This window comes from Sphingopyxis sp. LARHCG72, assembly GCF_052871675.1.
Genome location: NZ_JBIXJU010000001.1, coordinates 459,438 through 479,109 on the forward strand (window position 1 = coordinate 459,438; position 19,672 = coordinate 479,109).

A 19,672-nucleotide genomic window follows, 5' to 3' on the forward strand; every position below is an offset into this window, starting at 1 on the left:
TGGGGGAGAGAAATATGGCGAAGCATTGGCTCCGGGCAGGGGCTTCGCTGGCTCTCTCCCTTATGGCGACCGGCGCGCAAGCGGCGCCCGACGTCAATGCCGCGAACGCGCGGCTGACCGCGCTGCTCGACAAAAATTACCCGGCGCTCGACGCGCTCTACAAGGACCTCCATCAAAACCCCGAACTCGGGATGCAGGAGGTGCGGACTGCTGGCATCCTCGCGCAGCATCTGCGCAAGGCGGGCTTCACCGTGACCGAGAAGGTCGGTGGCACCGGCGTCGTGGGCGTGCTCAAAAATGGCGAAGGTCCGACCATCCTCGTGCGCGCCGACATGGACGGGCTGCCGATGGAGGAAAAGACCGGGCTCGCCTGGTCGAGCAAGGCGCGCGCGACTTATGAGGGCAAGGATGTGCCCGTGATGCACGCGTGCGGTCACGACACGCATGTCGCCTATCTGGTCGGCGTCGCGCAGGCGCTTTCCGCGATGCGCGATAGCTGGTCGGGCACCGTGGTGCTGATCGGCCAGCCCGCCGAGGAGCCGCTCGTGGGTGCGCGCGCGATGCTCGACGACGGGCTCTTCACGCGCTTCCCGAAGCCCGATTTCGGCTTCGCCGCGCATGTCTCGAACCTTCCGGCCGGTGTGGTCGCGATCAAGGCGGGCGCCGGGTCGTCGGCATCGGACAGCTATTCGATCACCTTCCACGGCCGCGGCGGGCACGGCTCGATGCCCGCGGCGACGATCGACCCGATTCCGATCGCCGCGCGCTTCGTCACCGACACGCAGGTGGTGATCAGCCGCGAAAAGGACCCCGCTGCCTTCGGCGTGCTGACGATCGGCGCGATCAATGCGGGCAGCGCGCCCAACATCATCCCCGACAGCGCCGAGGTGAAGGTCAATCTGCGTTCGCAGTCGCCCGAGGTGCGCAAGCTGCTCCAGGACGGCACCGCGCGCGTCGCGAAATCGGCGGCGGCTATGGGCAAGGCGCCCGAGCCGACGATCCGCTATCTCAGCGGCACCGGCGTCCTCACCAACGATGAGGTGATGGCCAATGCCGCGGTCACGGCGCTGACGCCAGTGTTCGGCAAGGGCCTTGTCTTCGCGCCGGCGAGTGCGGCGCCGATGTCGGGAAGCGAGGATTATTCCGAGTTCGTCGACGCGGGCGTTCCCTCGCTCTTCTTCGGTATCGGCGGCTATGATCCGGCGGTCCTCGCGGACCTCAAGGCAAAGGGGGAGCCCGCGCCGACCAATCATTCCCCCTTCTTCGCGCCGAAGGCCGAACCCGCGATCCGCAACGCCGTGACCGCGATCGTCCTGTCGATCGTCGGGGGCGTGCGCCCGGCGGCGAAATAGGGGGGGCGCGTTGCTCGACTTCGACAATGCGCTGATCGTCCGCCTGCTCGACCTTGCGGGCATCGGCGTCTTCGCGCTGTCGGGGGCGCTGATGGCGGTGCGGCTGCGGCAGACTTTGGTGACCGCCTGCTTCTTTGCGCTCGTCACCGGCGTCGGCGGCGGCAGCGTGCGCGACCTGCTGATCGGCGCGCCCGTGTTCTGGGTGCAGGATGGGGCGATCGCGGCGGTGTGCATCGCGATCGCGCTGGTCGTCTGGCTCACCCCCGAACGCTGGTGGCAGGGGCAATTGCTCGAGTGGGCCGATGCGGTCGGGCTTGCCGCCTATGCGGTGTTCGGCACCGCGAAGGCGCTGGCGTGGGGCGTTCCGCCCGTGCCCGCGTTGATGATGGGCGTCATCACCGGCTGTGTCGGCGGCACGATCCGCGACATCCTCGCCGGGGTGCCGTCGATCATCATGCGCCCCGAAGTCTATGTCACGGCGGCCGCGCTCGCGTCGGGGCTGTTCCTGCTGCTGCAATGGCTCGGTACCGGAACGCCCGTCGCGGCGGTCACGGGCGCGGTCGCGGGTTTCATCCTGCGCGGCGCGGCGATCCGCTGGTCGCTCGCGCTGCCCGCCTATCGCGGGCACGAGGGCTAGGACAAGCGACAGGCTTGCCAAATCGCGAATCTGTGGCAGGTTCGCATTATGAACACTGATGTCAGCACCATCGCACGCCGGGTGCGGGGTCAGGCGGACGCCTTGCCCGAGCTGTTCGGCCGTTTCGATTTCGACAAGGCGCCCGAGCGCTGGGCGCCCGAGGCCGGAGCGGTGAGCGAGCTCAGTCGCGTCCGCAGCATCGATCGATCGGCCTATCTGGACGATCCCGACCTGCTTGCGCGCATCCGCGAGTATACGATGCTCGGCGACCGCACGGGCGACGCCTATGCCGCGCTGATGCCGGGGCTCGGTTTCCAGCGGACCGTCGCGATGCTGGTCGAGGCATGCGACAAGGGCATCGAGGCGGTCGAGGATGCACCGCCCGAACTCGCCGCACTGATCCACGAGATGGAACAGAAGCCCGACTGGCTGGATATGGAACTGGTCGAGGAGGGCGCGGCCTATGAACGCAACGCCACCGCGAACCTGTCGCCCTTCCTGATCCGCGGCGCGTTCATCGCGACCTTCCTCAACAAATATTCGGCGCTGCCGATGGCGCTGACCGGCACGCTCGGTCACGCGACCGCGGCGCGGCGGGTCAAGGAAACCGCGACCTTCTTTGCCACCACGGCGTTGCCGGGCGCGCTCGACCGTTATGGCCCGGGGTTCAAGGCGGCGGCGATGGTGCGGCTGATGCACTCGATGGTGCGCGTCAATGTGCTGTCGCGTCCCGGCATGTGGGACACCGAAACCTATGGCATGCCGATCCCGCAGCTCGACCAGATGCCCGCGGGGCTGATCCCGGTCTATTTCCTGTCGCAGGAGGTGCTGGCAAAGGGCCGCACGAGTTTCACGCGGCTCGAACGCGGACGCGTCGAGCTGGCGCGCTATCGCTGCTACCTGCTCGGCTTGCCCGAGGATCTGCTCGCCGACACGCCGCAGGAGATTGTCCGTATCTGGCGCACGCGGAGCGCGACGCTCCGCTACGAATATGACGACCAGGTTTGCGGCGGGCTGCTGCGCGCGACGATGGACGCCGAATTGTCGAAGGACATGTCGCCCAAGGGACAGGTCAAGCGCCGCCTCGAACATTCGGTGAGCCGCGTCTTTTTCGTGAAGGCGTTCCTCGCCGGGGACGAAGAAAGGGCGGCGAGCGTCGGGGTGCCGGTGAAGCGCCGCGACCACCTGATTTATGGCGCGACGATGCTCGGCATCGCGGGGCGGATGGCCGCGTACCGCATCGCCTCGCGCCTGCCCGTCGTTCGCCATCTCGCCGACCGCCGCCTCGTGCGCCGGATCGAGCGTCAGCTTGACGGCTATGGCCGCGCCGAATTCTCTTCGAACGCGGCAAATTACAAACCCGCCACGGCGGGCTGATCCGTTTTTCCAGCCAAGGGATATCCATGCAGACACAGCAGGCGGCCGTGAACGGCATCAGCATCACCTATGAGGACAAGGGACCGCGTGATGCGCCCGTGATCCTGCTGGTCATGGGGCTTGGCGGTCAGTTGACGCTCTGGCCCGACGAGTTCGTCGATGCGCTGAACGAACGCGGTTTTCGCACGATCCGCTACGACAACCGCGATGTCGGCCTGTCGACGCGCTTCGATGCGGCGGGGGTGCCCAACGTCAAATGGATGGTCGTCAAATCGATGCTCGGGCTACCCGTGCGGCCGGCCTATACGCTCGCCGACATGGCGGCCGACGGCATCGCGCTGCTCGACCATCTGGGCATCGCGCGCGCGCATGTCGTCGGCGTGTCGATGGGCGGCATGATTTCGCAGCATATCGCGGCGCGCTATCCCGATCGCGTGCTGTCGCTGACCTCGGTGATGTCGACCAGCGGCAACCGCCGCTTGCCGCGCGCGAAGAAGGAAGCGATGCAGGTGCTCGCGAACCGCCCGATGAGCGGCGACAAGGAAGCGCTGATTGCCTATTCGGTCAACGCGGCGCGCGTGATCGGCAGCCCCGGCTACCCATCAGCTGAAGACCGGCTCCAGCGCCGCGTGCGCGCCGATTTCGAGCGCGGCTGGTATCCGCAGGGTGTCGCGCGGCAGATGGCGGCGATCATTGCCGACGGCGACCGGCGGGTGCTGCTCAAATCGGTCAAAGCGCCGACGCTCGTGATCCACGGCGAGGACGATCCGCTCGTGCCGCTGCCGGGCGGTCGCGACACGGCGGAGAATGTCGCGGGAGCGCGGCTGCTGACGATCCCCGGCATGGGCCACGATCTGCCGCTCGCGCTCGTCGATACGATGGCGGAGGCAATTGCGGGGCACATCACCGAAACGACCGCCGTCGCGGCGTAATCCTCCCCTCCCGCTTGCGGGAGAGGTTCGGGGTGGGCAGCAACCTTGCAGTTGCCCACCCCGTTGCGACCAGCGCGCCAAGCGCGCAAATCTCGCTGTCCCTCCTGCAGGCGGGAAGGGCAAAAGTTATTTCAGCAACAGCGCCATCGTCGCGAAGAACCCCTTCGCTTCGGCCTTGCCCGGCCGCGGAACGACGGGAAGGTAGGCGCGGCAATCGAGACATGACGCCTGCACCGACCCCGCCTGCGTCAGCATCGTCAGATCCTGTACCAGCCGGCGTTCGGTGAGCTGACGGTTCATCGCCGCGATCCCGAACCAGCCGCGCGGGAGCGCTGCGGTTTCTTCCTCGGCGCCCGACCAGCTGGCGAGCATCTTCGAAAATTCGCTCGGTTCGTCCTCGAAATATTTGGCGTGGAAATCGCCCTTGACCTTGGCGAGCCCGGCGGCCGCCTTCAGCGCGTCGGGCAGGCCGCCGAACTGATCGACGAGGCCGATCTGGCGCGCGGTGCCACCGGCCCACACGCGCCCTTCGGCGATCGTCCGGACCTTCTCGATCGGCTGCTTGCGGCTCTTGGCGACAAGGCCGGTGAAGCGGCCATAAATGTCCTCGACGCTGGCCTGCGCCAGTGCGTTGAACTCGTCGTTCACCCCGCCGAACACATCGGGCTGCCCCGACAGCGGCGTCGTCGCGATGCCGTCGGCATTCACGCCGATCTTGGCCAGTGCCTGGTCGAAGCTGGGCAGGATACCGAACACGCCGATCGATCCGGTGATCGTCTCCGGCTCGGCAAAGATGCGGTCGGCGGGGGTCGAAACCCAATAACCGCCCGAGGCCGCGACATTCGCCATCGACACGACGATCGGCAGCTTCTTCGCTTTCGCGGCGAGCAGCGCCTGGCGGATTTCTTCGGACGCGAGCACCGACCCGCCGGGCGAATCGACGCGAAGGACGATCGCCTTGACGCTGCTGTCGGTCGCGGCGTCGAGGATATGCTGCGCGATGGTTTCGCCGCCGGCGACCCCACTCGGCGCTTCGCCGTCGACGATTTCGCCGATGACGGGGACGACCGCAATCGTGCTCCCCTTCGTCGAGGGCGGATTGGCGGCGACCCAGTTTTCGAGCGGGATCGCGTTAAATTCCCATGGCTTGCTGTCGTCGGCGGTGCCGCTGATCTCGGCGACGCGGCGGTTGAACGCCATGCGGCTGCCAACCTTGTCGACGAGGCCGGCATCGACCGACGCCTTCGACAGGTCATTGCCCGCCGCGCGCACCGCTCCCGCGGTGTCGGCGATGAAGGCGTCGAGCTTTGCCCCGGGGCGCGCTTTCTTGACGTCGGTCAGCCAGTTTTCCCATAGCACGCTGGCGTAGGCGAGGTCGGCTTCCTTCGCTTCGGGCGACTGGTCGGTGCGCAGGAAGGGCTCGACCGCGCTCTTGAAGGTGCCGACGCGATAGATATGCGCTGTGACGCCGAGCCGGTCCATCAACCCCTTGTAATAGAGGCGCGATCCGCCGGGGCCGGCGATCGCGACGCCGCCAATGCCGTCAGCCCAGATTTCGCTGGCGTGCGACGCGACCTGATAGCTGTCGGTGGTATAGGCGGTGGCGAAGGCGAGCACGGGCTTTTTCTTCGCGCGCACCTTGTCGACCGCGGCGCCGATTTCGGCGAGCGAGACCTGTCCGCCGCCGAGGAAGCGGTCGAGGTCGAGCACGACCGAGGTGATGCGCTTGTCATCGGCGGCAACCTCGAGTGCGTGGACGACGTCGCGGACGCGGACTTCCTTGAGCTGCGCGCCGCCCGACAAGGCCGCGAACGGATCGACCTCCGACGGCTGTTCGCTGACGATGCCGTCGAGTTCGATCAGCAGTGCGCCCTGGCTGACGGGCAGGCCCGCGTTGGGGCGTCCCGCGAGCAGGCCGAACAGCGCGACGAAGAAGAGCAGCAGGAAGACCAGCGCGAGCGCATCCTTGATCCCGACGAGCAGGTGCCAGACTTTGCGCGGAAAGCTGGTCGTCGATTTCGGCTTGTCGTCGCCCGGCAGCGGGCGGCGCACCGGGATGGCCCAGGGGCCGGCGGGATCGTTGGGCGTGTTCGCGGTCGTTTCGGTCATACCCGCGAACCTAGGGACGCGGCTCGCCCTTGGCAATGCACGCTTCGACGGGCGGGCGATGACGCGGTACCGGCGACGTCAGAGCCAGCCTTCGCGGCGATACCAGCGCACGGTCTCGGCGAGCGCGTCGTCGGTGTCGCGCTCGGGGCGCCAGAGCGCGGCGGGCGGGCATTTCCCTTCGCTCGCGACCCAGTCGGGATGCGCGATATAGCGCGCGCGGTCGGGGGTGAGCTTCGCGCGGCTGCGGCGGACGAGCTTGTCGAGCTGCCCGCCTGCCTTGAGCAGCAACGCCGGGGTTGCGACCGTCGATAAGCGCTGCCGCCCCACCGCGCGCGCGACCGCGCGCGCGAAGCCGCGGTGCGACCAGCCCGTGGGCTTGCCGTCGTCGGGCTCGTAAATCTGCCCGATGCTCGCGCCGCGGTCGGCGGCGAGCGTGACGAGCAGCCGCGCGAGTTCGTCGACATAAATCGCCGACATGCGCCCGCTCGGTACCAGCGCGATGCCGCGCCGCGCCATGCGGAACAGGTCGAGCATCTCGGTATCGCCGGGACCGAACACCGCGGGCGGCCGCACGATCGTCCAGTCGAGTCCGCTTGCCATGACCACCGCTTCGGCGCGCTCCTTCGACCAGCCATAGTTGGAGATGCCGGGTTCGCGCGCGGCGAGCGAGGACACATGGACGAAGCGCGTGATGCCTGCACCGCGCGCGGCATCGACGACGTTGGCGGTCGCGGTCGCATTGCCCGCCTCGAACGCCGCGCGGGTCGGGACGTTGACGACGCCCGCGATGTGCATGACTACTTCGGCGCCCTTCGCCATTTCGGCGAGGCTGGCCGTGTCGTCGAGCGCGCCCGCAATCCACGTTACGCCTTCGCGTTCGGGCTGCGGACGGCGGGTAAGCGCGCGGACGTGCCAGCCCGCCGCGACCGCATCGCGCATCGTCGCGCCGCCCACGAAGCCGGTCGCGCCGGTCATCGCGAGCACAGGCTCGCTCACAGCAGCACCATATGGTCGCGATGCACCATCGCGCTTCTGGGCGCGTAACCAAGCGCCGCCTCCTGCGCGTCGCGGCCGAGGCCGACGATGTTGGCGGCGTCGGCGCCGGGGTATTCGGAGAGGCCGCGCGCGATGACGCGTCCGTCGGGGCCGGCGATGTCGAGGATGTCGCCGCGTGCGAAACTGCCGCTGACCGCGGTTACGCCCGCGGCGAGCAGGCTCGCGCCGCCGTGCAGCGCCTTCGCGGCGCCCGCATCGATCTCGATCCGGCCCTTGGCGGTGAGCCCGCCTGCGAGCCAGGCCTTGCGCGCGCTCGCGCCCTTGTCGGCGACGAACAGGCTGTGCCGCGCTTCGGTCGATAGCGGCCGGTCGATGCGCCCCGACGCGATCGCGAGATGCGCGCCCGCTGCGTTGGCGATGCGCGCCGCCGCGATCTTCGACACCATGCCGCCCGATCCCATGCCCGACGCCGACCCGGTGTCTGCCATCGCCTCGATGCCCGCATCGATGCGCTCGATGCGCGCGATATGGACGGCGCCGTCCTGCGCGGGGTTGCGGTCGTAGAGGCCGTCGATGTCGGACAGCAGGATCACACCGCCCGCCGCTGCAGCTTGCGCGACGCGCGCGGCGAGGCGGTCGTTGTCGCCGAAGCGGATTTCCTCGGTCGCGACGCTGTCATTTTCGTTGATGATCGGCACGACACCCAGCGACAGCAACCGGTCGAGCGTCGCGGCGGCGTTGAGATAGCGGCGGCGATGCTCGAGGTCGTCGAGTGTGACGAGCATCTGCGCCGCGGTCAGCCCCTCGGCGCCGAGCACGTCGGCCCAGACCTGTGACAGCGCGATCTGGCCAGTTGCAGCCGCCGCCTGTGCATCTTCGAGCGTCCCGCGTCCGCCCTTGGCAAGGCCCAGCCGCCGCGCACCGAGCGCGATCGCACCCGACGAGACGACCGCGACCTGCTGGCCCGCGCGCGTGCGCTCGGCAATGTCGGCGGCGATCCCGACCAGCCAGTCGCGCCGCACCGCGCCCGACGGATCGACGAGCAGCGCCGAGCCGATCTTGACGATGAGGCGGGGGCAGGAGGTAGGTGCGAACAACATCCGCCGCCGATAGCGTGCGGGCGCCGCCACGCCAATGCTATTACGTCAGCGTGATCCGCCGAAAGTATAGCTGAGCGCGATGCCGCCCGAAGGCTGGCTGCGCGATCCCAGTTGGCGCGTCACCGGCGAGTCCGCCGCGTCGCCGACAAGCCGGTCGTAACGGCCGTAGACGGCGATGCCCCAGCGCTTGCCGAGCATCCGGTGATAGCCCGCGGTGACCCCGACCGACTGGATGCCGCCGCCCGGATCATAGGCGGGGAGCCCCGATGTCACCGCCGCGGCGGGGGTCACGCCGAAATAGGCGCGGGTATATTTGGCGTCGCCGAGCGTCACGCGCGGGCCGATCGAGAAAAGCCAGTCGTCGCCTTCGCGCGCCACATAGTCGGCGCTGATTTCGCCGGTCCAGCCCTTGTGACCGCTTAGGCCCTTGCGGCCGTCGAGGCGGAGACGCAGCGCCGGGGTCAGGTGGACCTGTGCAAAGGCGCCCGCCTCGACCGACAGGCCGACCTTGGGCAGGTCGGCACCGATATCGGACGCCTTGCGCTTGCCGACGAAACCAAAGGCGGGCCCGAAGGCGAAATTGCCCGAACGGAGCAGCGGCGACCCGAAGCTTTCGTCGGGTGCCTCGAACGCAAACTCGCTGTCGCGCGTGCGCGAAAGGTCGACATAGGGGCCGACGCTGAACTTGTCGGCGCCCGGCCACGACGGCGAAAGCTGCGGCCCGAGGATCAGGCGCGTGCGCTTTTCGCCTCCCTCGCTTTCCTGCGCTTTCGCCGTGATCGAGACGAGCGGCGCGGCGAGGACGGCAATAGTCAGTAAGGTGCGACGGACGGCCATGCGGAACTCCTTGTTGTTCCGCATGAAATCCCCTGCGGCGGGTTTTTGTTCCTAAACCGGTGACCAGCCGGTCGCTTCTTCGCCGTCATCCGCGCCCGGTTCGGGGTGGCCGATCGCCTCGAGCAATTTATCGAGCACCGCGGGCACGCCCGCGCCGCTCGCGCCCGACAGCGCCATCACCGGATGGCCGCTTTCTTCTGCCAGTTCGGCCGAGAGCGCGGCAATCAGCTCGTCGTCGAGCGTATCGGTCTTGTTCAGAGCGACGATCACGGGCTTGTCGATCAGGTCGGCGCCATAGGCTTCGAGTTCGTCGCGGACGATGCGGTAGCTCGTCGCGACATCGGTATCGTTCGCGTCGACGAGGTGGAGCAAAACGCGGCAGCGTTCGATATGGCCGAGGAAGCGGTCGCCGACCCCGGCGCCTTCGGCGGCGCCCTCGATCAGGCCGGGTATGTCGGCGATCACGAATTCATGCCCCTTGTGGCTCACCACGCCGAGTTGCGGACGCAGCGTCGTGAAGGCATAGGCGCCGACCTTGGCCTGCGCGTTGGTGACGCCGTTGATGAAGGTCGACTTGCCGGCGTTGGGAAGGCCGACGAGGCCCGCGTCGGCGAGCAGCTTGAGGCGAAGCCACACCCATGCTTCCTCGCCCGGCCAGCCCGGGCCGTGCTGGCGCGGGGCGCGGTTGGTCGAGGTCTTGTAGCTCGCATTGCCGCGGCCGCCGTCGCCGCCGCGCAGGAAATGGAGGCGCTCGCCCTCTTTGGTCAGGTCGGCGAGCAGGCTGCGATCCTCGTCATCGTCGAGAATCTGCGTACCGATCGGCACCTGGATGATGAGGTCGGGGCCGCCCGCGCCGGTGCGGTCGCGGCCCGCGCCGGGGGTACCGCGCTTCGCCTTGAAATGCTGGGTGTAGCGAAAGTCGATCAGCGTGTTGAGGCCGGCAACCGCTTCGAACACGATGTCGCCGCCCTTGCCGCCATTGCCGCCGTCGGGGCCGCCATATTCGACATATTTCTCGCGCCGGAACGACACGGCGCCGGGGCCGCCGTCGCCGGACTTGATGAAGATCTTGGCTTGGTCGAGGAAATGCATGGCGGGGCCTTTGGGCGGAAAAGCTACCGTTCGTGTCGAGCGAAGTCGAGACACCCATCAAAATGGCGCAACGCCGACGGGCATCTCGACTTCGCTCGATGCGAACGGAATGAGGGGATTGGCGTGGCCCCTAGCGTAGGGGCCACAAAATTACCAGCCCCTAGCCCTGCGGCTTGCTGCCCTGCTCGGCCCAGAACTTCGCGATCCGCCCGGTGATCAGTTCGGTCGCGAGGACGCGCGAGGTGTCGCGCGGCAGGTCGAGCGCCTCTGCCATCGGTCCGCCGAGTTGCGCATCGCCCAATGCCATCAGCACCAATGCGAGCGTATCTTCGTGCATCAGGCGCTTTTCGTGCGCGTCGGGAGCCATGCCGTCGATCAGCCGGTGGATCGCCTCGACGATCGGGTCGAGCGCGTCGTCGTTGCCCGTCGCCGCCATCCATGTCGCGAGCGCGCCCGCGCCGCCTTCGTTGAAGGCATCGAAGGCGAGGTCGACGATCTCGCGCACATTGCGTTCGCCCGGCGGCGATTCGGCCATCTTCCGGCCGATCGTCGCGCACACGGTTTCGGCCTGATAGGCGGCGAGCGCCTTTTGCAGCCCCGCGGCGCTGCCGAAATGGTGGAGCAGGTTCGCGTGCGTGCGGTCGATCCGCGCCGCGACCGCCTTCAGCGTCACCGCCGCGGGTCCCGTTTCCACCAGAATCTGCCGCGCGGCCTCGAGCGCGGCCGAACGGCTTTCCTCGGGACTCAGGCGCTTCTTCACTATTGACATATATGTAAGTAAACCCTATTGCTGGCCCATCTCCTCTTTTCGACGGTATGAGCCATATGTCCAGCCTTTCCCAGTCGCCGACGCCTGCAGACCTGTCGATCACGCCGCGCGACATGCGCTTTGGCCGCGACGACAAACAGGGCCGCTGGTGGCTGAACGGCGACCCGATCGCGTCGGCGTTCCACACCGCGCTGTCGGTGACGTTCCCGCGCGGCGAGGCGATGTTCATCGAGGCGGTCAAGGCGCACCGCGACGGCGTGCCGGACAAGCTGGCACGCGAAATCCGCGCCTTTACCCAGCAGGAAGTGATCCACAGCCGCGAGCATGTCGTCTTCAACAAGAAGGCGGCGGAGGCGGGTTACGACCTCAGCGAGCTTGAGGACGATGTGAACCAGGTCCTCGACCTCATCAAGACGCGGCCGCAGATCGTCAACCTGATGGCGACGATCGCGCTCGAACATTATACCGCGATGATGGCGGCGGTGATGCTGCGCGAGGACAAGATGTACGCGGGCGCCGAACCCGAATGGGCCGCCTTGTGGAAATGGCACGCGATCGAAGAGATCGAGCATAAGGGCGTCGCCTATGACACCTGGCTCCACGCGACGAAGGACTGGAGCCGCTTCAAGCGCTGGCGCGCCAAGTCGCTGATGATGCTGCTCGTCACGACGCGCTTCTGGCCGAAGCGCGTGAAGGGGATGAAGGCGCTGCTCAAACAGGACGGCCTGACCGGCTGGCGCGTCACGGCGCGTATCTGGTGGTATCTGCTCGGCCCGCCCGGCGTGCTGCGCAAGAGCTTCTTCCCCTGGCTCAGCTATTTCATGCCGGGCTTCCATCCGTGGAACCATGATGATCGCGCGCTGATCGGCAAATATGAAAGCGATTATGCCGACGCGATCATGCCCGCGCATTCGTCGCGGCCCGAACTGGCGGCAGCCGCCGCCTGATCCCTTTCTCCGCGGATGCGGGGGTCCAGAGCGGTTCTCTCTCCCGGTCTCTGGGCCTCCTCATCCGCGGAGAGGAGGGGTGTCGATGCCCGCTGGACGCGGCCGATGCGGTCCCATATCCCTTCACCGGTGGAGGGGACCATGCAGCCACATATGACCGCGGCCGAAGTCACGCAGTTCGAACTGCAACTGGCAGGGCTTTCGTCGTTGCTCGAATTCGGTTGCGGCGGCAGCACGCTCGTCGCGGCGCGGCAGGTGCGGCGGATCGTCAGCGTCGACAGCGACCCGCTGTGGCTGGCGAAGGTCCACGCCGAAATCGCGCGCGAAGCGGTCGATTTTACTCCGGTCCACATCGACATCGGTCCGGTGGGCGAATGGGGCTATCCCGCGGACGAAAGCCGGCTCCGCGACTGGCCGCGCTATCACACGCGGATATGGCAGAGCATGGGGGGCAGTCCCGACGCGGTGCTCGTCGACGGGCGTTTTCGCGTCGCCTGCCTGTTGCAGGCGATCATCCATTGCAAGCCCGACTGCATCTTCCTGTTCCACGATTTCAACGACCGGCCGCATTATCATCGCGTGCTTCGGCACGTCGACGTGCTGACGCGGGTCGACACGCTCGCAGTGCTGCGCGCGAAGCAGCAGGTCGACGGCAAGGCAGTGCTGCACGACCTGTTCGATCATTATCTCGACCCCGATTGACCCGTTCGACGGGCTTCGGCACACCCGCGCGATGTTCACTGCACCCCCCCTCATCGAAACCGACCGTTTGCGCCTGCGTCCGGGGCGCCTGTCCGACAAGGACGTCCATATCGCGATGTGGGCCGACGCGCGCGTCACGCGCTTCATCGGCGGCGAACCGCGCACGGCAGACGTGAGCTGGGGCAAGTTCCTGGGCTCGGCCGGGCTGTGGCCGGTGATGGGCTTCGGCTACTGGGTGTTCGCCGACCGGCAAAGCGACGCGCTCGTCGGCATGGGCGGCCTCAGCTATTTCTGTCGCGGCATCCCCGAACTCGAAGACCTGCCCGAGGCGGGCTGGGCGTTTGACGCCGACCATTGGGGCGCGGGCTATGCGACCGAGGCGATGACCGCCGCGCTCGGCTGGGCCGACGCGAACCTCGAAGCCAAGGAAGTCCGCTGCATCATCGATCCGGGCAATGATGCGTCTGAACGCGTGTCGGCGAAGCTGGGTTTCCGCCGCATCGGGGAGAGCGATGCGTTAGGGCATGTCGTCGCGATCTATGGCCGTCCCAAGGGCGGTTAGGCCAGCTCGACCACCAGCACGCCGCCGTCTGCGCTGACGACGCGGACCTTGGTGCCTTCGGCCGCGTCGGGTCCGCGCACCGGCCATTCGCCGTCGCCGACCTTTGCGCGGCCGCGGCCGTTTTCGATTCCGCGGGTCAGCGTCAGCACCTCGCCGACCAGCCGCGCCCCGCGCTGGTTAAGGTGCGGGTCGGTGCTGGTGATCGGGTTCGCCTTCAGCCAGCGCCGCGTTGTGTAGAGCGCGACGAAGGACAGCGCTGCGAAAACGACAAGCTGCAGCGGGATGCCGATCGGCAGCACCCAGGCGAGGAGCCCGGTGGCGATCGCGGCGGCGCCCAGCCAGACGAGGAAGAAGCCCGGCGCGACGATTTCCGCGGCGGCGAGCAGCACGCCGAGCGCGAGCCACGCCCAGTGCGGTTCCATATTCGTCAGCCATTCGGGCATGTCAGGCTCCCGTCTTGCGCTCGATCGCGTCGCGGGCGAGTTCGCCGATGCCGCCGAGCGTCCCGATCAGCTGTGTCGCCTCGACCGGGAACAGAATCGTCTTGGCGTTCGGGCTGGTGGCGAACTGGCTGACCGCCTCGACATATTTTTGCGCGATGAAATAATTGATCGCCTGCGCGTTGCCGCCGGCGATCGCGTCGGACACCATCTGCGTCGCCTTGGCTTCGGCCTCGGCCTCGCGTTCGCGGGCTTCGGCGTCGCGGAAGGCGGCTTCGCGGCGGCCCTCGGCCTGCAGGATCTGGCCCTGCTTCTCACCCTCGGCGCGGAGGATTTCCGAAGCACGCGCGCCCTCGGCTTCGAGGATGTTGGCGCGCTTCTCGCGCTCGGCCTTCATCTGCCGCGCCATCGCGTTCGAGATGTCGGCGGGCGGGCGAATGTCCTTGATCTCGACGCGGGTGATCTTGACCCCCCAGGGCGTCGTCGCATCGTCGACGACGTGCAGCAGCCGGAGGTTGATTTCGTCGCGTTTCGACAAGGTTTCGTCGAGGTCCATCGACCCCATCACGGTGCGCAGGTTCGTGGTCGTCAGGTTCATGATCGCGAGATAGAGATCGCTGACTTCATACGCGGCCTTCGCGGCGTCGAGCACCTGGAAGAAGACGACGCCGTCGACCGCGACCATCGCATTGTCCTTGGTGATGATTTCCTGGCCCGGAATGTCGAGTACCTGTTCCATCATGTTCACCTTGCGACCGACGCGGTCGAAGATCGGCATGATGAAATTGAGTCCCGGCTGCGCGGTATGCGTGTAACGGCCGAAGCGTTCGATCGTATAGGCATAGCCCTGCCGCACGGGCGTCAGCGCCCAAAGTACGAACACCAGCGCCAGCACGACCCCGGCAATCGCCACATAACCCATCGCTTGACCCCTCCGCAAATTACCGCCTGCAAGTCCTTCTTTATTGCGGCTTTGGGCCCTTTGCGCCAGACAAAAGCGCATGACTGTTCCCGCCTTCGCTCCCCGCTCGCTCCTCTATGTCCCCGGATCGAATGCCCGCGCGCTCGAAAAGGCGGGCGGGCTGGCCGCCGACATGCTGATCATCGATCTGGAAGATGCCGTACCCGCCGACCGCAAGGCCGAAGCGCGGGGCGCGATGCGCGCGGCGGTGGCCGCGGGCTATCCGGGCAAGCGTGTCGCGGTCCGGGTGAACGCGACGGGCGCCGGCGAACAAGCGGACGATATTGCGGCGCTCGCCGGGCTGGCGCTCGATGCGGTCGTGCTGCCGAAAGTCGATGCGACATCCGATCTCGACCCGCTGCGCGGCCTTGGCCTGCCGATCCTCGCGATGATCGAGACGCCGACGGCGATTTACGCCGCGCGCGACATTGCCGCCGATCCGGCGGTTGCGGGCTGATTGCGGGCCTCAACGACCTCGCGCACGAGCTCCAGCTTCCCGATGGCATGGATCGCGGCGCGATGAGCCATTCGATCCAGGCGATCGTTCTCGCTGCGCGCGCGGGCGGGATCTGGGGTTTCGACGGCGTCTATAATGCGATCGACGATGCCGCGGGTTTCGCCGCCGAAGCCGCCGAGGGCCGTCGGCTTGGTTTCGACGGCAAGACGCTGATCCATCCGTCGCAGGTCGACCCGTGCAACACCGCCTTCGTGCCCTCGCAACGCGAGATCGCGGCGGCCGAAGCGCTCGTCGCGGCAGCGACGGGGGGTGCGCAGCGGCACGCGGGCCGCATGGTCGAGGATATGCACGTCGAGGCGGCGCGCGCCTTGCTCGAACGCGCGGCGCGCGGCGCCTGACACCGCCGTTCGTCGTTCGACGAACGCGTCTTGCCTGTCCCCGGCGATCATGCCATGCGGCACGCCCATGCAAGCAATAAAGTTTCGCGCCGCGATCGCGGCCGTCGCCCTGGCCGCTTTCGTCGCCGTCCCCGCCGCTTCAGCGAAAGCGGCCGACGCCCCGGTCACCGAGGCGCAGCTCGCCGACCATATCAGGATACTCGCGAGCGATGCGTTCGAGGGCCGCGCGCCGGGCACCGAGGGCGAGGATCGCACCATCGCCTATATCGTCGGCGAATGGGCCAAGGCGGGCCTCGAAGCCGTGCCGGGCAGCACGACCCCCTGGCTCCAGCCGGTGCCCTTCGTCGAGACGCAGGCGCTGGGCGGCACCGCCAAGTTCAAGGTCAGCGGCCGCGACTTCGCCCTCGCGAACGACGGCATCATCCTGACCGGTCGCGACCCGTCGGTGTCGCTGACCGGCGTCCCCGCGGTCTTCGTCGGCTATGGCGTCGACGGCGCGGGCAAGGTCAACGCTGACGTCAAGGGCAAGCTCGCGATCATGCTGTTCGACAATGCACCGTTCGGCGACAAATTGCCGCGCTATCGCGAGCGGCGCCAGATGCTCGCCGATGCGGGTGCGAGCGCGGTGCTCGTGATCGCGACCGACGCGGTGCCGTGGACGACGCTGCGCGAAAGCGCCGGCGCCAAGGCGATGCGTCTCGCAAGCGCCAAGCCCGGTGCCCCGATCACCGGTTTCCTTTCGCCCGAAGCCGCCGACGCGCTGCTGAAAAAAGCGGGGCAGGATGGCGGCGCGGCGCGCGAAGCGGCGAAATCACCCGACTATAAGGGCGCCGCGCTGCCGGTTACCGCCGACCTTGCGGCGCAATCGGCGATCCGTCCCTTTGCCAGCAACAACGTCATCGCGAAGCTGCCCGGCGCGAAGCCCGACGGCAAGGCGGTGCTGTTCCTGGGGCATTGGGATCATCTCGGCATCTGCGAGCCCGAAGGCACCGCCGACCGCATCTGCAACGGCGCGGTCGACAATGCGAGCGGCATTGCGGTGCTGATCGAGGTTGCGAAGCGGCTCGGATCGGGCGTCCGCCCCGACCGCGACATCTATTTCATGGCGACGACCGCGGAAGAAAAGGGCCTGCTCGGCGCGCATTATTTCGCCGATCATCCGGTGGTGCCGCTTTCCGACATCACCGTCGCGCTGAATGTCGACACGATCGCGATCTCGCCGCGCGGAACGCCCGTCGCGACGATCGGCCGCGGCAAGCCCGCCTATGACGCGGTCGTGCGCGAAGCGGCGACGAAGCTCGGCCGGACGCTCGACGAGGATGGCGAGGCCGATGCCTTCATCCAGCGGCAGGATGGCTGGGCGCTCGGCGCCAAGGGCGTGACCTCGCTGATGGTTGGCGGCAGCTTTTCGGACATGAAGCTGCTCGAAGCGTTCCTCGGCAGCGACTATCATACCGCTGCGGATAATTTCTCCGACAAGATCCCGCTTGGCGGCGCGGCGGAGGATGCCGACCTGCATGTCGCGCTCGGCCGCGCGTTCGCCGATACGAAAGCCTGGTCGGGAACGGCGAAATAAAAATCAAGTGTGTCCCCGCGAAGGCGGGGACCCATCACCGAGTGTTTCGGAATTAGACGGCAGGAGATGGGTCCCCGCCTTCGCGGGGACACACGATCCTTTAACTTGGCTTACGCCGCCTGCTTTGCCCGATCCGCCATTTCCTGGTTGAGCATCTCGGCCAGCAGGAAGGCGAGTTCGAGGCTCTGCCCCGCGTTGAGGCGCGGGTCGCAATGCGTGTGATAGCGGTCGGCGAGATCCATCTGGGTCACGTCCATCGCGCCGCCGGTGCATTCGGTGACATTCTGGCCGGTCATTTCGATATGGATGCCGCCGCCATGCGTGCCCTCGGCGCGGTGCACCGCGAAGAAGCCGCGCACTTCGGCGAGGATGCGATCGAAGGGCCGCGTCTTGTAGCCGTTGGGCGTCTTGATGACATTGCCGTGCATCGGGTCGCACGACCAGACGACGGGGTGGCCCGATTCCTTCACCGCGCGCACGAGCTTGGGCAGATGCGCCTCGATCTTGTCGTGGCCATAGCGCGTGATCAGCGTCATGCGGCCCGCGACATGGTTCGGGTTGAGCGTGTCGAGCAGGCGCAGCAGCACGTCGGGTTCGAGGCTGGGTCCGCACTTCATGCCGACCGGATTGCCGATGCCGCGCAGATATTCGATATGCGCCGAGCCTTCGAAGCGCGTGCGGTCGCCGACCCACAGGAAGTGGCCCGACGTGTCGTACCAGCCGCCGGTCAGGCTGTCCTGGCGCGTGAGTGCCTGCTCATAGGGGAGCAGCAGCGCCTCGTGGCTGGTGTAGAAGCTTGTGCCCTTGATCTGCGGCACCGTTTCGGGCGTCACGCCGCACGCTTCCATGAAGGCGAGCGCTTCGGAAATCCGCGCGGCGGTTTCCTGATATTTCTTCGCCCACGGGCTGCGGTCCATGAAGTCGTGCGTCCAGGCGTTGACCTGATGCAGGTTCGCATAGCCGCCGTTCGCGAAGGCGCGCAGCAGGTTCAGCGTCGCCGCCGACTGGTTATACGCCTTGACCATGCGCTGGGGGTCGGGCTCGCGGCCCGCTTCCTCGAACGCGATATCGTTGATGATGTCGCCGCGATAGCTCGGCAGTTCGACGCCATCCACATCTTCCATGTCGGCCGAACGCGGCTTGGCGAACTGGCCCGCCATGCGGCCGAGCTTCACCACGGGCATCTTCGACGCGAAGGTCAGGACGACCGCCATCTGGAGGAGAACGCGGAAGGTGTCGCGGATGTTGTTCGGATGGAATTCGGCAAAGCTTTCGGCGCAATCGCCGCCCTGCAGCAGGAACGCCTTGCCCTCGGCCACGCGGCCGAGCTCGGCGGTCAGGTCGCGCGCTTCGCCGGCAAAAACCAGCGGCGGATAATTGCTGAGTTCGCGTTCCGCCGCTGCGAGCGCATCGGCGTCGCGATAGGTGGGAAGCTGGCGGGCCTCGTGCGAGCGCCAGCTATGCGGTTGCCAGTTTTTCGTCATCTGCCTGTCTTTTCATCTTCGAATCGTGCGCCCCATGGCGCGGATACCGCGCGGAAGCAATGTTGCGGGCGCGCGAAAATCCGAAAATTAGCATTATCGTGACCTTTGCGCACCTATGCTTTTCTTCGGACCAGTGAACTGATAGTTTATTATAGGCTTGGCGCGGTGAGGGGCGGGCCAAGGCGATCGGCTATCGGCAACGTTATACACCCGGTGACCTGACTTCGGGTCTCGACGCGAAGCGATTGGTTATGGCGAGTTTCGATTCCGCGTGGTTCCTATATGGGGCGCTCCTGCTCCTGCTCGCGACAAGTTTTGTCGTGCGCATCGACTATGTCCGCTTCGGGCTTGCCGCCGCGGCGCTGGTGGCGCTCCCGCTCGTGCTGTTTCGCGAACCCGATATCGGCTCCGGCCTGCTGGTACTCGCGATCCTCGTCGTCAATATCGGCATCCTCGCGCGCTTGTGGCTGCGCGGGGCACAGCTGCGCTTCTCGGCCGAGGAAGACGAGCTCCGCCGCCAGCATTTTGCGGGCCTGAGTCCCGCGTTCGCGCGCGACCTGATCGACCAGGGGCACTGGATATCGGCGCGCCGCGGCGAAGTGCTGATCCGCGAGAACCAGGCGGCACCCAGCCTCTTCTACCTCGCCGAAGGGCAGGCGAGAATCCTGCGCGAGGGCGTCGAGGTCGGGCGATTGTCCGACGGCGCACTGATCGGAGAGGCGACCGTGCTCGACGGCACCCACGCGACAGGGACGGTGACGCTCAGCAGCAACGCGCGGCTCTGGTTCGTTCCGGCGGCGGCGCTGCGCGCCTATCTCGCAGCCAATCCCGCCATCGCCGGCGCCCTTCACGAAGGCTTCGCGCGTGCGCTGCGCGGCAAATTGGCGAGCGCGAACACGCGCCTCGCCGACCGTCCGCTCGCCTCGTGACGCGGCGGGCGCTTT

The 19,672-nt window shown here is 67.3% G+C and carries 20 protein-coding genes; 11 read left to right on the forward strand and 9 right to left on the reverse strand.

Annotated elements, in window-relative coordinates; all coding sequences use genetic code 11:
- The first annotated feature begins 14 nt into the window (after positions 1-14).
- Genes ACIPPQ_RS02290 through ACIPPQ_RS02305 form a run of 4 tightly spaced genes read left to right on the forward strand, consistent with a single transcriptional unit; the run spans position 15 to position 4,298 of the window.
- Positions 15-1,352, forward strand: coding sequence for an amidohydrolase (locus ACIPPQ_RS02290; RefSeq protein WP_446542588.1), 1,338 nt, complete (start codon positions 15-17; stop codon positions 1,350-1,352).
- Between the two features lie 10 nt (positions 1,353-1,362).
- Positions 1,363-1,989 carry a trimeric intracellular cation channel family protein gene (locus ACIPPQ_RS02295; RefSeq protein WP_446542589.1) on the forward strand — a complete coding sequence of 209 codons (627 nt, stop codon included), beginning with the start codon at positions 1,363-1,365 and terminating at the stop codon, positions 1,987-1,989.
- A gap of 48 nt (positions 1,990-2,037) precedes the next feature.
- The gene (locus tag ACIPPQ_RS02300; protein WP_446542590.1) at positions 2,038-3,366 is read left to right on the forward strand and encodes an oxygenase MpaB family protein; all 1,329 of its coding nucleotides are present in this window, start codon (positions 2,038-2,040) and stop codon (positions 3,364-3,366) included.
- A 26-nt stretch (positions 3,367-3,392) separates the two neighbouring features.
- Entirely contained in the window at positions 3,393-4,298 is a 906-nt protein-coding gene (locus tag ACIPPQ_RS02305) for an alpha/beta fold hydrolase (RefSeq protein WP_446542591.1), read from the forward strand.
- 126 nt (positions 4,299-4,424) lie between these two features.
- Here ACIPPQ_RS02305 and sppA read toward each other — a convergent pair whose 3' ends face one another.
- From sppA to ACIPPQ_RS02335, 6 genes are all read right to left on the reverse strand, one after another.
- Positions 4,425-6,407, reverse strand: a complete 1,983-nt coding sequence (gene sppA / locus ACIPPQ_RS02310) for a signal peptide peptidase SppA (RefSeq protein ID WP_446542592.1) — start codon at positions 6,405-6,407, stop codon at positions 4,425-4,427.
- 78 nt (positions 6,408-6,485) lie between these two features.
- On the reverse strand, positions 6,486-7,382 hold the full coding sequence (locus ACIPPQ_RS02315) for an NAD-dependent epimerase/dehydratase family protein (protein WP_446543097.1): 897 nt from the start codon (positions 7,380-7,382) through the stop codon (positions 6,486-6,488).
- A gap of 17 nt (positions 7,383-7,399) precedes the next feature.
- Positions 7,400-8,503, reverse strand: coding sequence for a glutamate 5-kinase (proB, locus tag ACIPPQ_RS02320; protein WP_446542593.1), 1,104 nt, complete (start codon positions 8,501-8,503; stop codon positions 7,400-7,402).
- 45 nt (positions 8,504-8,548) lie between these two features.
- Complete coding sequence (locus ACIPPQ_RS02325) at positions 8,549-9,340, reverse strand: MipA/OmpV family protein (protein ID WP_446542594.1); 792 nt, start codon at positions 9,338-9,340, stop codon at positions 8,549-8,551.
- A 51-nt stretch (positions 9,341-9,391) separates the two neighbouring features.
- Positions 9,392-10,432, reverse strand: a complete 1,041-nt coding sequence (gene obgE, locus ACIPPQ_RS02330; protein WP_446542595.1) for a GTPase ObgE — start codon at positions 10,430-10,432, stop codon at positions 9,392-9,394.
- A gap of 160 nt (positions 10,433-10,592) precedes the next feature.
- Positions 10,593-11,201 carry a TetR/AcrR family transcriptional regulator gene (locus ACIPPQ_RS02335; RefSeq protein WP_446542596.1) on the reverse strand — a complete coding sequence of 203 codons (609 nt, stop codon included), beginning with the start codon at positions 11,199-11,201 and terminating at the stop codon, positions 10,593-10,595.
- 56 nt (positions 11,202-11,257) lie between these two features.
- Between ACIPPQ_RS02335 and ACIPPQ_RS02340 the strand changes: the two genes are divergently transcribed.
- The 3 genes from ACIPPQ_RS02340 (at position 11,258) to ACIPPQ_RS02350 (ending at position 13,412) form a co-directional block, all read left to right on the forward strand.
- Positions 11,258-12,148, forward strand: coding sequence for a metal-dependent hydrolase (locus ACIPPQ_RS02340; RefSeq protein ID WP_446542597.1), 891 nt, complete (start codon positions 11,258-11,260; stop codon positions 12,146-12,148).
- Between the two features lie 153 nt (positions 12,149-12,301).
- Positions 12,302-12,850: a hypothetical protein gene (locus ACIPPQ_RS02345; RefSeq protein WP_446542598.1), complete on the forward strand. Its 549-nt coding sequence runs from the start codon at positions 12,302-12,304 to the stop codon at positions 12,848-12,850.
- Positions 12,851-12,881: 31 nt separating this feature from the next.
- Complete coding sequence (locus tag ACIPPQ_RS02350) at positions 12,882-13,412, forward strand: GNAT family N-acetyltransferase (protein WP_446542599.1); 531 nt, start codon at positions 12,882-12,884, stop codon at positions 13,410-13,412.
- On the opposite strand, the gene ACIPPQ_RS02355 is transcribed toward ACIPPQ_RS02350, so the two are convergent.
- Together ACIPPQ_RS02355 and ACIPPQ_RS02360 are read right to left on the reverse strand one after the other, a co-directional pair.
- The gene (locus ACIPPQ_RS02355; protein ID WP_446542600.1) at positions 13,409-13,855 is read right to left on the reverse strand and encodes an NfeD family protein; all 447 of its coding nucleotides are present in this window, start codon (positions 13,853-13,855) and stop codon (positions 13,409-13,411) included. The two genes, ACIPPQ_RS02350 and ACIPPQ_RS02355, sit on opposite strands and share 4 nt — an antisense overlap.
- Before the next feature lies 1 nt (position 13,856).
- On the reverse strand, positions 13,857-14,774 hold the full coding sequence (locus ACIPPQ_RS02360) for an SPFH domain-containing protein (RefSeq protein WP_446542601.1): 918 nt from the start codon (positions 14,772-14,774) through the stop codon (positions 13,857-13,859).
- A gap of 79 nt (positions 14,775-14,853) precedes the next feature.
- On the opposite strand from ACIPPQ_RS02360, the gene ACIPPQ_RS02365 reads away from it, so the two are divergent.
- From ACIPPQ_RS02365 to ACIPPQ_RS02375, 3 genes are all read left to right on the forward strand, one after another.
- Positions 14,854-15,270 (forward strand): aldolase/citrate lyase family protein, encoded by a 417-nt coding sequence (locus tag ACIPPQ_RS02365; protein WP_446542602.1) that lies wholly within the window; start codon positions 14,854-14,856, stop codon positions 15,268-15,270.
- 47 nt (positions 15,271-15,317) lie between these two features.
- Entirely contained in the window at positions 15,318-15,668 is a 351-nt protein-coding gene (locus tag ACIPPQ_RS02370) for an aldolase/citrate lyase family protein (RefSeq protein WP_446542603.1), read from the forward strand.
- A gap of 67 nt (positions 15,669-15,735) precedes the next feature.
- Positions 15,736-17,244, forward strand: coding sequence for a M28 family peptidase (locus ACIPPQ_RS02375; protein WP_446542604.1), 1,509 nt, complete (start codon positions 15,736-15,738; stop codon positions 17,242-17,244).
- A 110-nt stretch (positions 17,245-17,354) separates the two neighbouring features.
- On the opposite strand, the gene ACIPPQ_RS02380 is transcribed toward ACIPPQ_RS02375, so the two are convergent.
- Complete coding sequence (locus ACIPPQ_RS02380) at positions 17,355-18,728, reverse strand: class II 3-deoxy-7-phosphoheptulonate synthase (protein WP_446542605.1); 1,374 nt, start codon at positions 18,726-18,728, stop codon at positions 17,355-17,357.
- A 251-nt stretch (positions 18,729-18,979) separates the two neighbouring features.
- Between ACIPPQ_RS02380 and ACIPPQ_RS02385 the strand changes: the two genes are divergently transcribed.
- The gene (locus ACIPPQ_RS02385) at positions 18,980-19,657 is read left to right on the forward strand and encodes a Crp/Fnr family transcriptional regulator (RefSeq protein WP_446542606.1); all 678 of its coding nucleotides are present in this window, start codon (positions 18,980-18,982) and stop codon (positions 19,655-19,657) included.
- Positions 19,658-19,672 lie beyond the last annotated feature (15 nt).

Coding starts and splice junctions, on each gene's coding strand:
- ACIPPQ_RS02290 (WP_446542588.1), top strand. CDS start 15: ATGGCGAAGCATTGGCTCCGGGCAGGGGCTTCGCTGGCTCTCTCCCTT.
- ACIPPQ_RS02300 (WP_446542590.1), top strand. CDS start 2,038: ATGAACACTGATGTCAGCACCATCGCACGCCGGGTGCGGGGTCAGGCG.
- ACIPPQ_RS02305 (WP_446542591.1), top strand. CDS start 3,393: ATGCAGACACAGCAGGCGGCCGTGAACGGCATCAGCATCACCTATGAG.
- sppA (WP_446542592.1), bottom strand. CDS start 6,407: ATGACCGAAACGACCGCGAACACGCCCAACGATCCCGCCGGCCCCTGG.
- ACIPPQ_RS02315 (WP_446543097.1), bottom strand. CDS start 7,382: ATGACCGGCGCGACCGGCTTCGTGGGCGGCGCGACGATGCGCGATGCG.
- proB (WP_446542593.1), bottom strand. CDS start 8,503: ATGTTGTTCGCACCTACCTCCTGCCCCCGCCTCATCGTCAAGATCGGC.
- ACIPPQ_RS02325 (WP_446542594.1), bottom strand. CDS start 9,340: ATGGCCGTCCGTCGCACCTTACTGACTATTGCCGTCCTCGCCGCGCCG.
- obgE (WP_446542595.1), bottom strand. CDS start 10,432: ATGCATTTCCTCGACCAAGCCAAGATCTTCATCAAGTCCGGCGACGGC.
- ACIPPQ_RS02335 (WP_446542596.1), bottom strand. CDS start 11,201: ATGTCAATAGTGAAGAAGCGCCTGAGTCCCGAGGAAAGCCGTTCGGCC.
- ACIPPQ_RS02340 (WP_446542597.1), top strand. CDS start 11,258: ATGTCCAGCCTTTCCCAGTCGCCGACGCCTGCAGACCTGTCGATCACG.
- ACIPPQ_RS02345 (WP_446542598.1), top strand. CDS start 12,302: ATGACCGCGGCCGAAGTCACGCAGTTCGAACTGCAACTGGCAGGGCTT.
- ACIPPQ_RS02350 (WP_446542599.1), top strand. CDS start 12,882: ATGTTCACTGCACCCCCCCTCATCGAAACCGACCGTTTGCGCCTGCGT.
- ACIPPQ_RS02355 (WP_446542600.1), bottom strand. CDS start 13,855: ATGCCCGAATGGCTGACGAATATGGAACCGCACTGGGCGTGGCTCGCG.
- ACIPPQ_RS02360 (WP_446542601.1), bottom strand. CDS start 14,774: ATGGGTTATGTGGCGATTGCCGGGGTCGTGCTGGCGCTGGTGTTCGTA.
- ACIPPQ_RS02365 (WP_446542602.1), top strand. CDS start 14,854: ATGACTGTTCCCGCCTTCGCTCCCCGCTCGCTCCTCTATGTCCCCGGA.
- ACIPPQ_RS02370 (WP_446542603.1), top strand. CDS start 15,318: ATGGATCGCGGCGCGATGAGCCATTCGATCCAGGCGATCGTTCTCGCT.
- ACIPPQ_RS02375 (WP_446542604.1), top strand. CDS start 15,736: ATGCAAGCAATAAAGTTTCGCGCCGCGATCGCGGCCGTCGCCCTGGCC.
- ACIPPQ_RS02380 (WP_446542605.1), bottom strand. CDS start 18,728: ATGACGAAAAACTGGCAACCGCATAGCTGGCGCTCGCACGAGGCCCGC.
- ACIPPQ_RS02385 (WP_446542606.1), top strand. CDS start 18,980: ATGGCGAGTTTCGATTCCGCGTGGTTCCTATATGGGGCGCTCCTGCTC.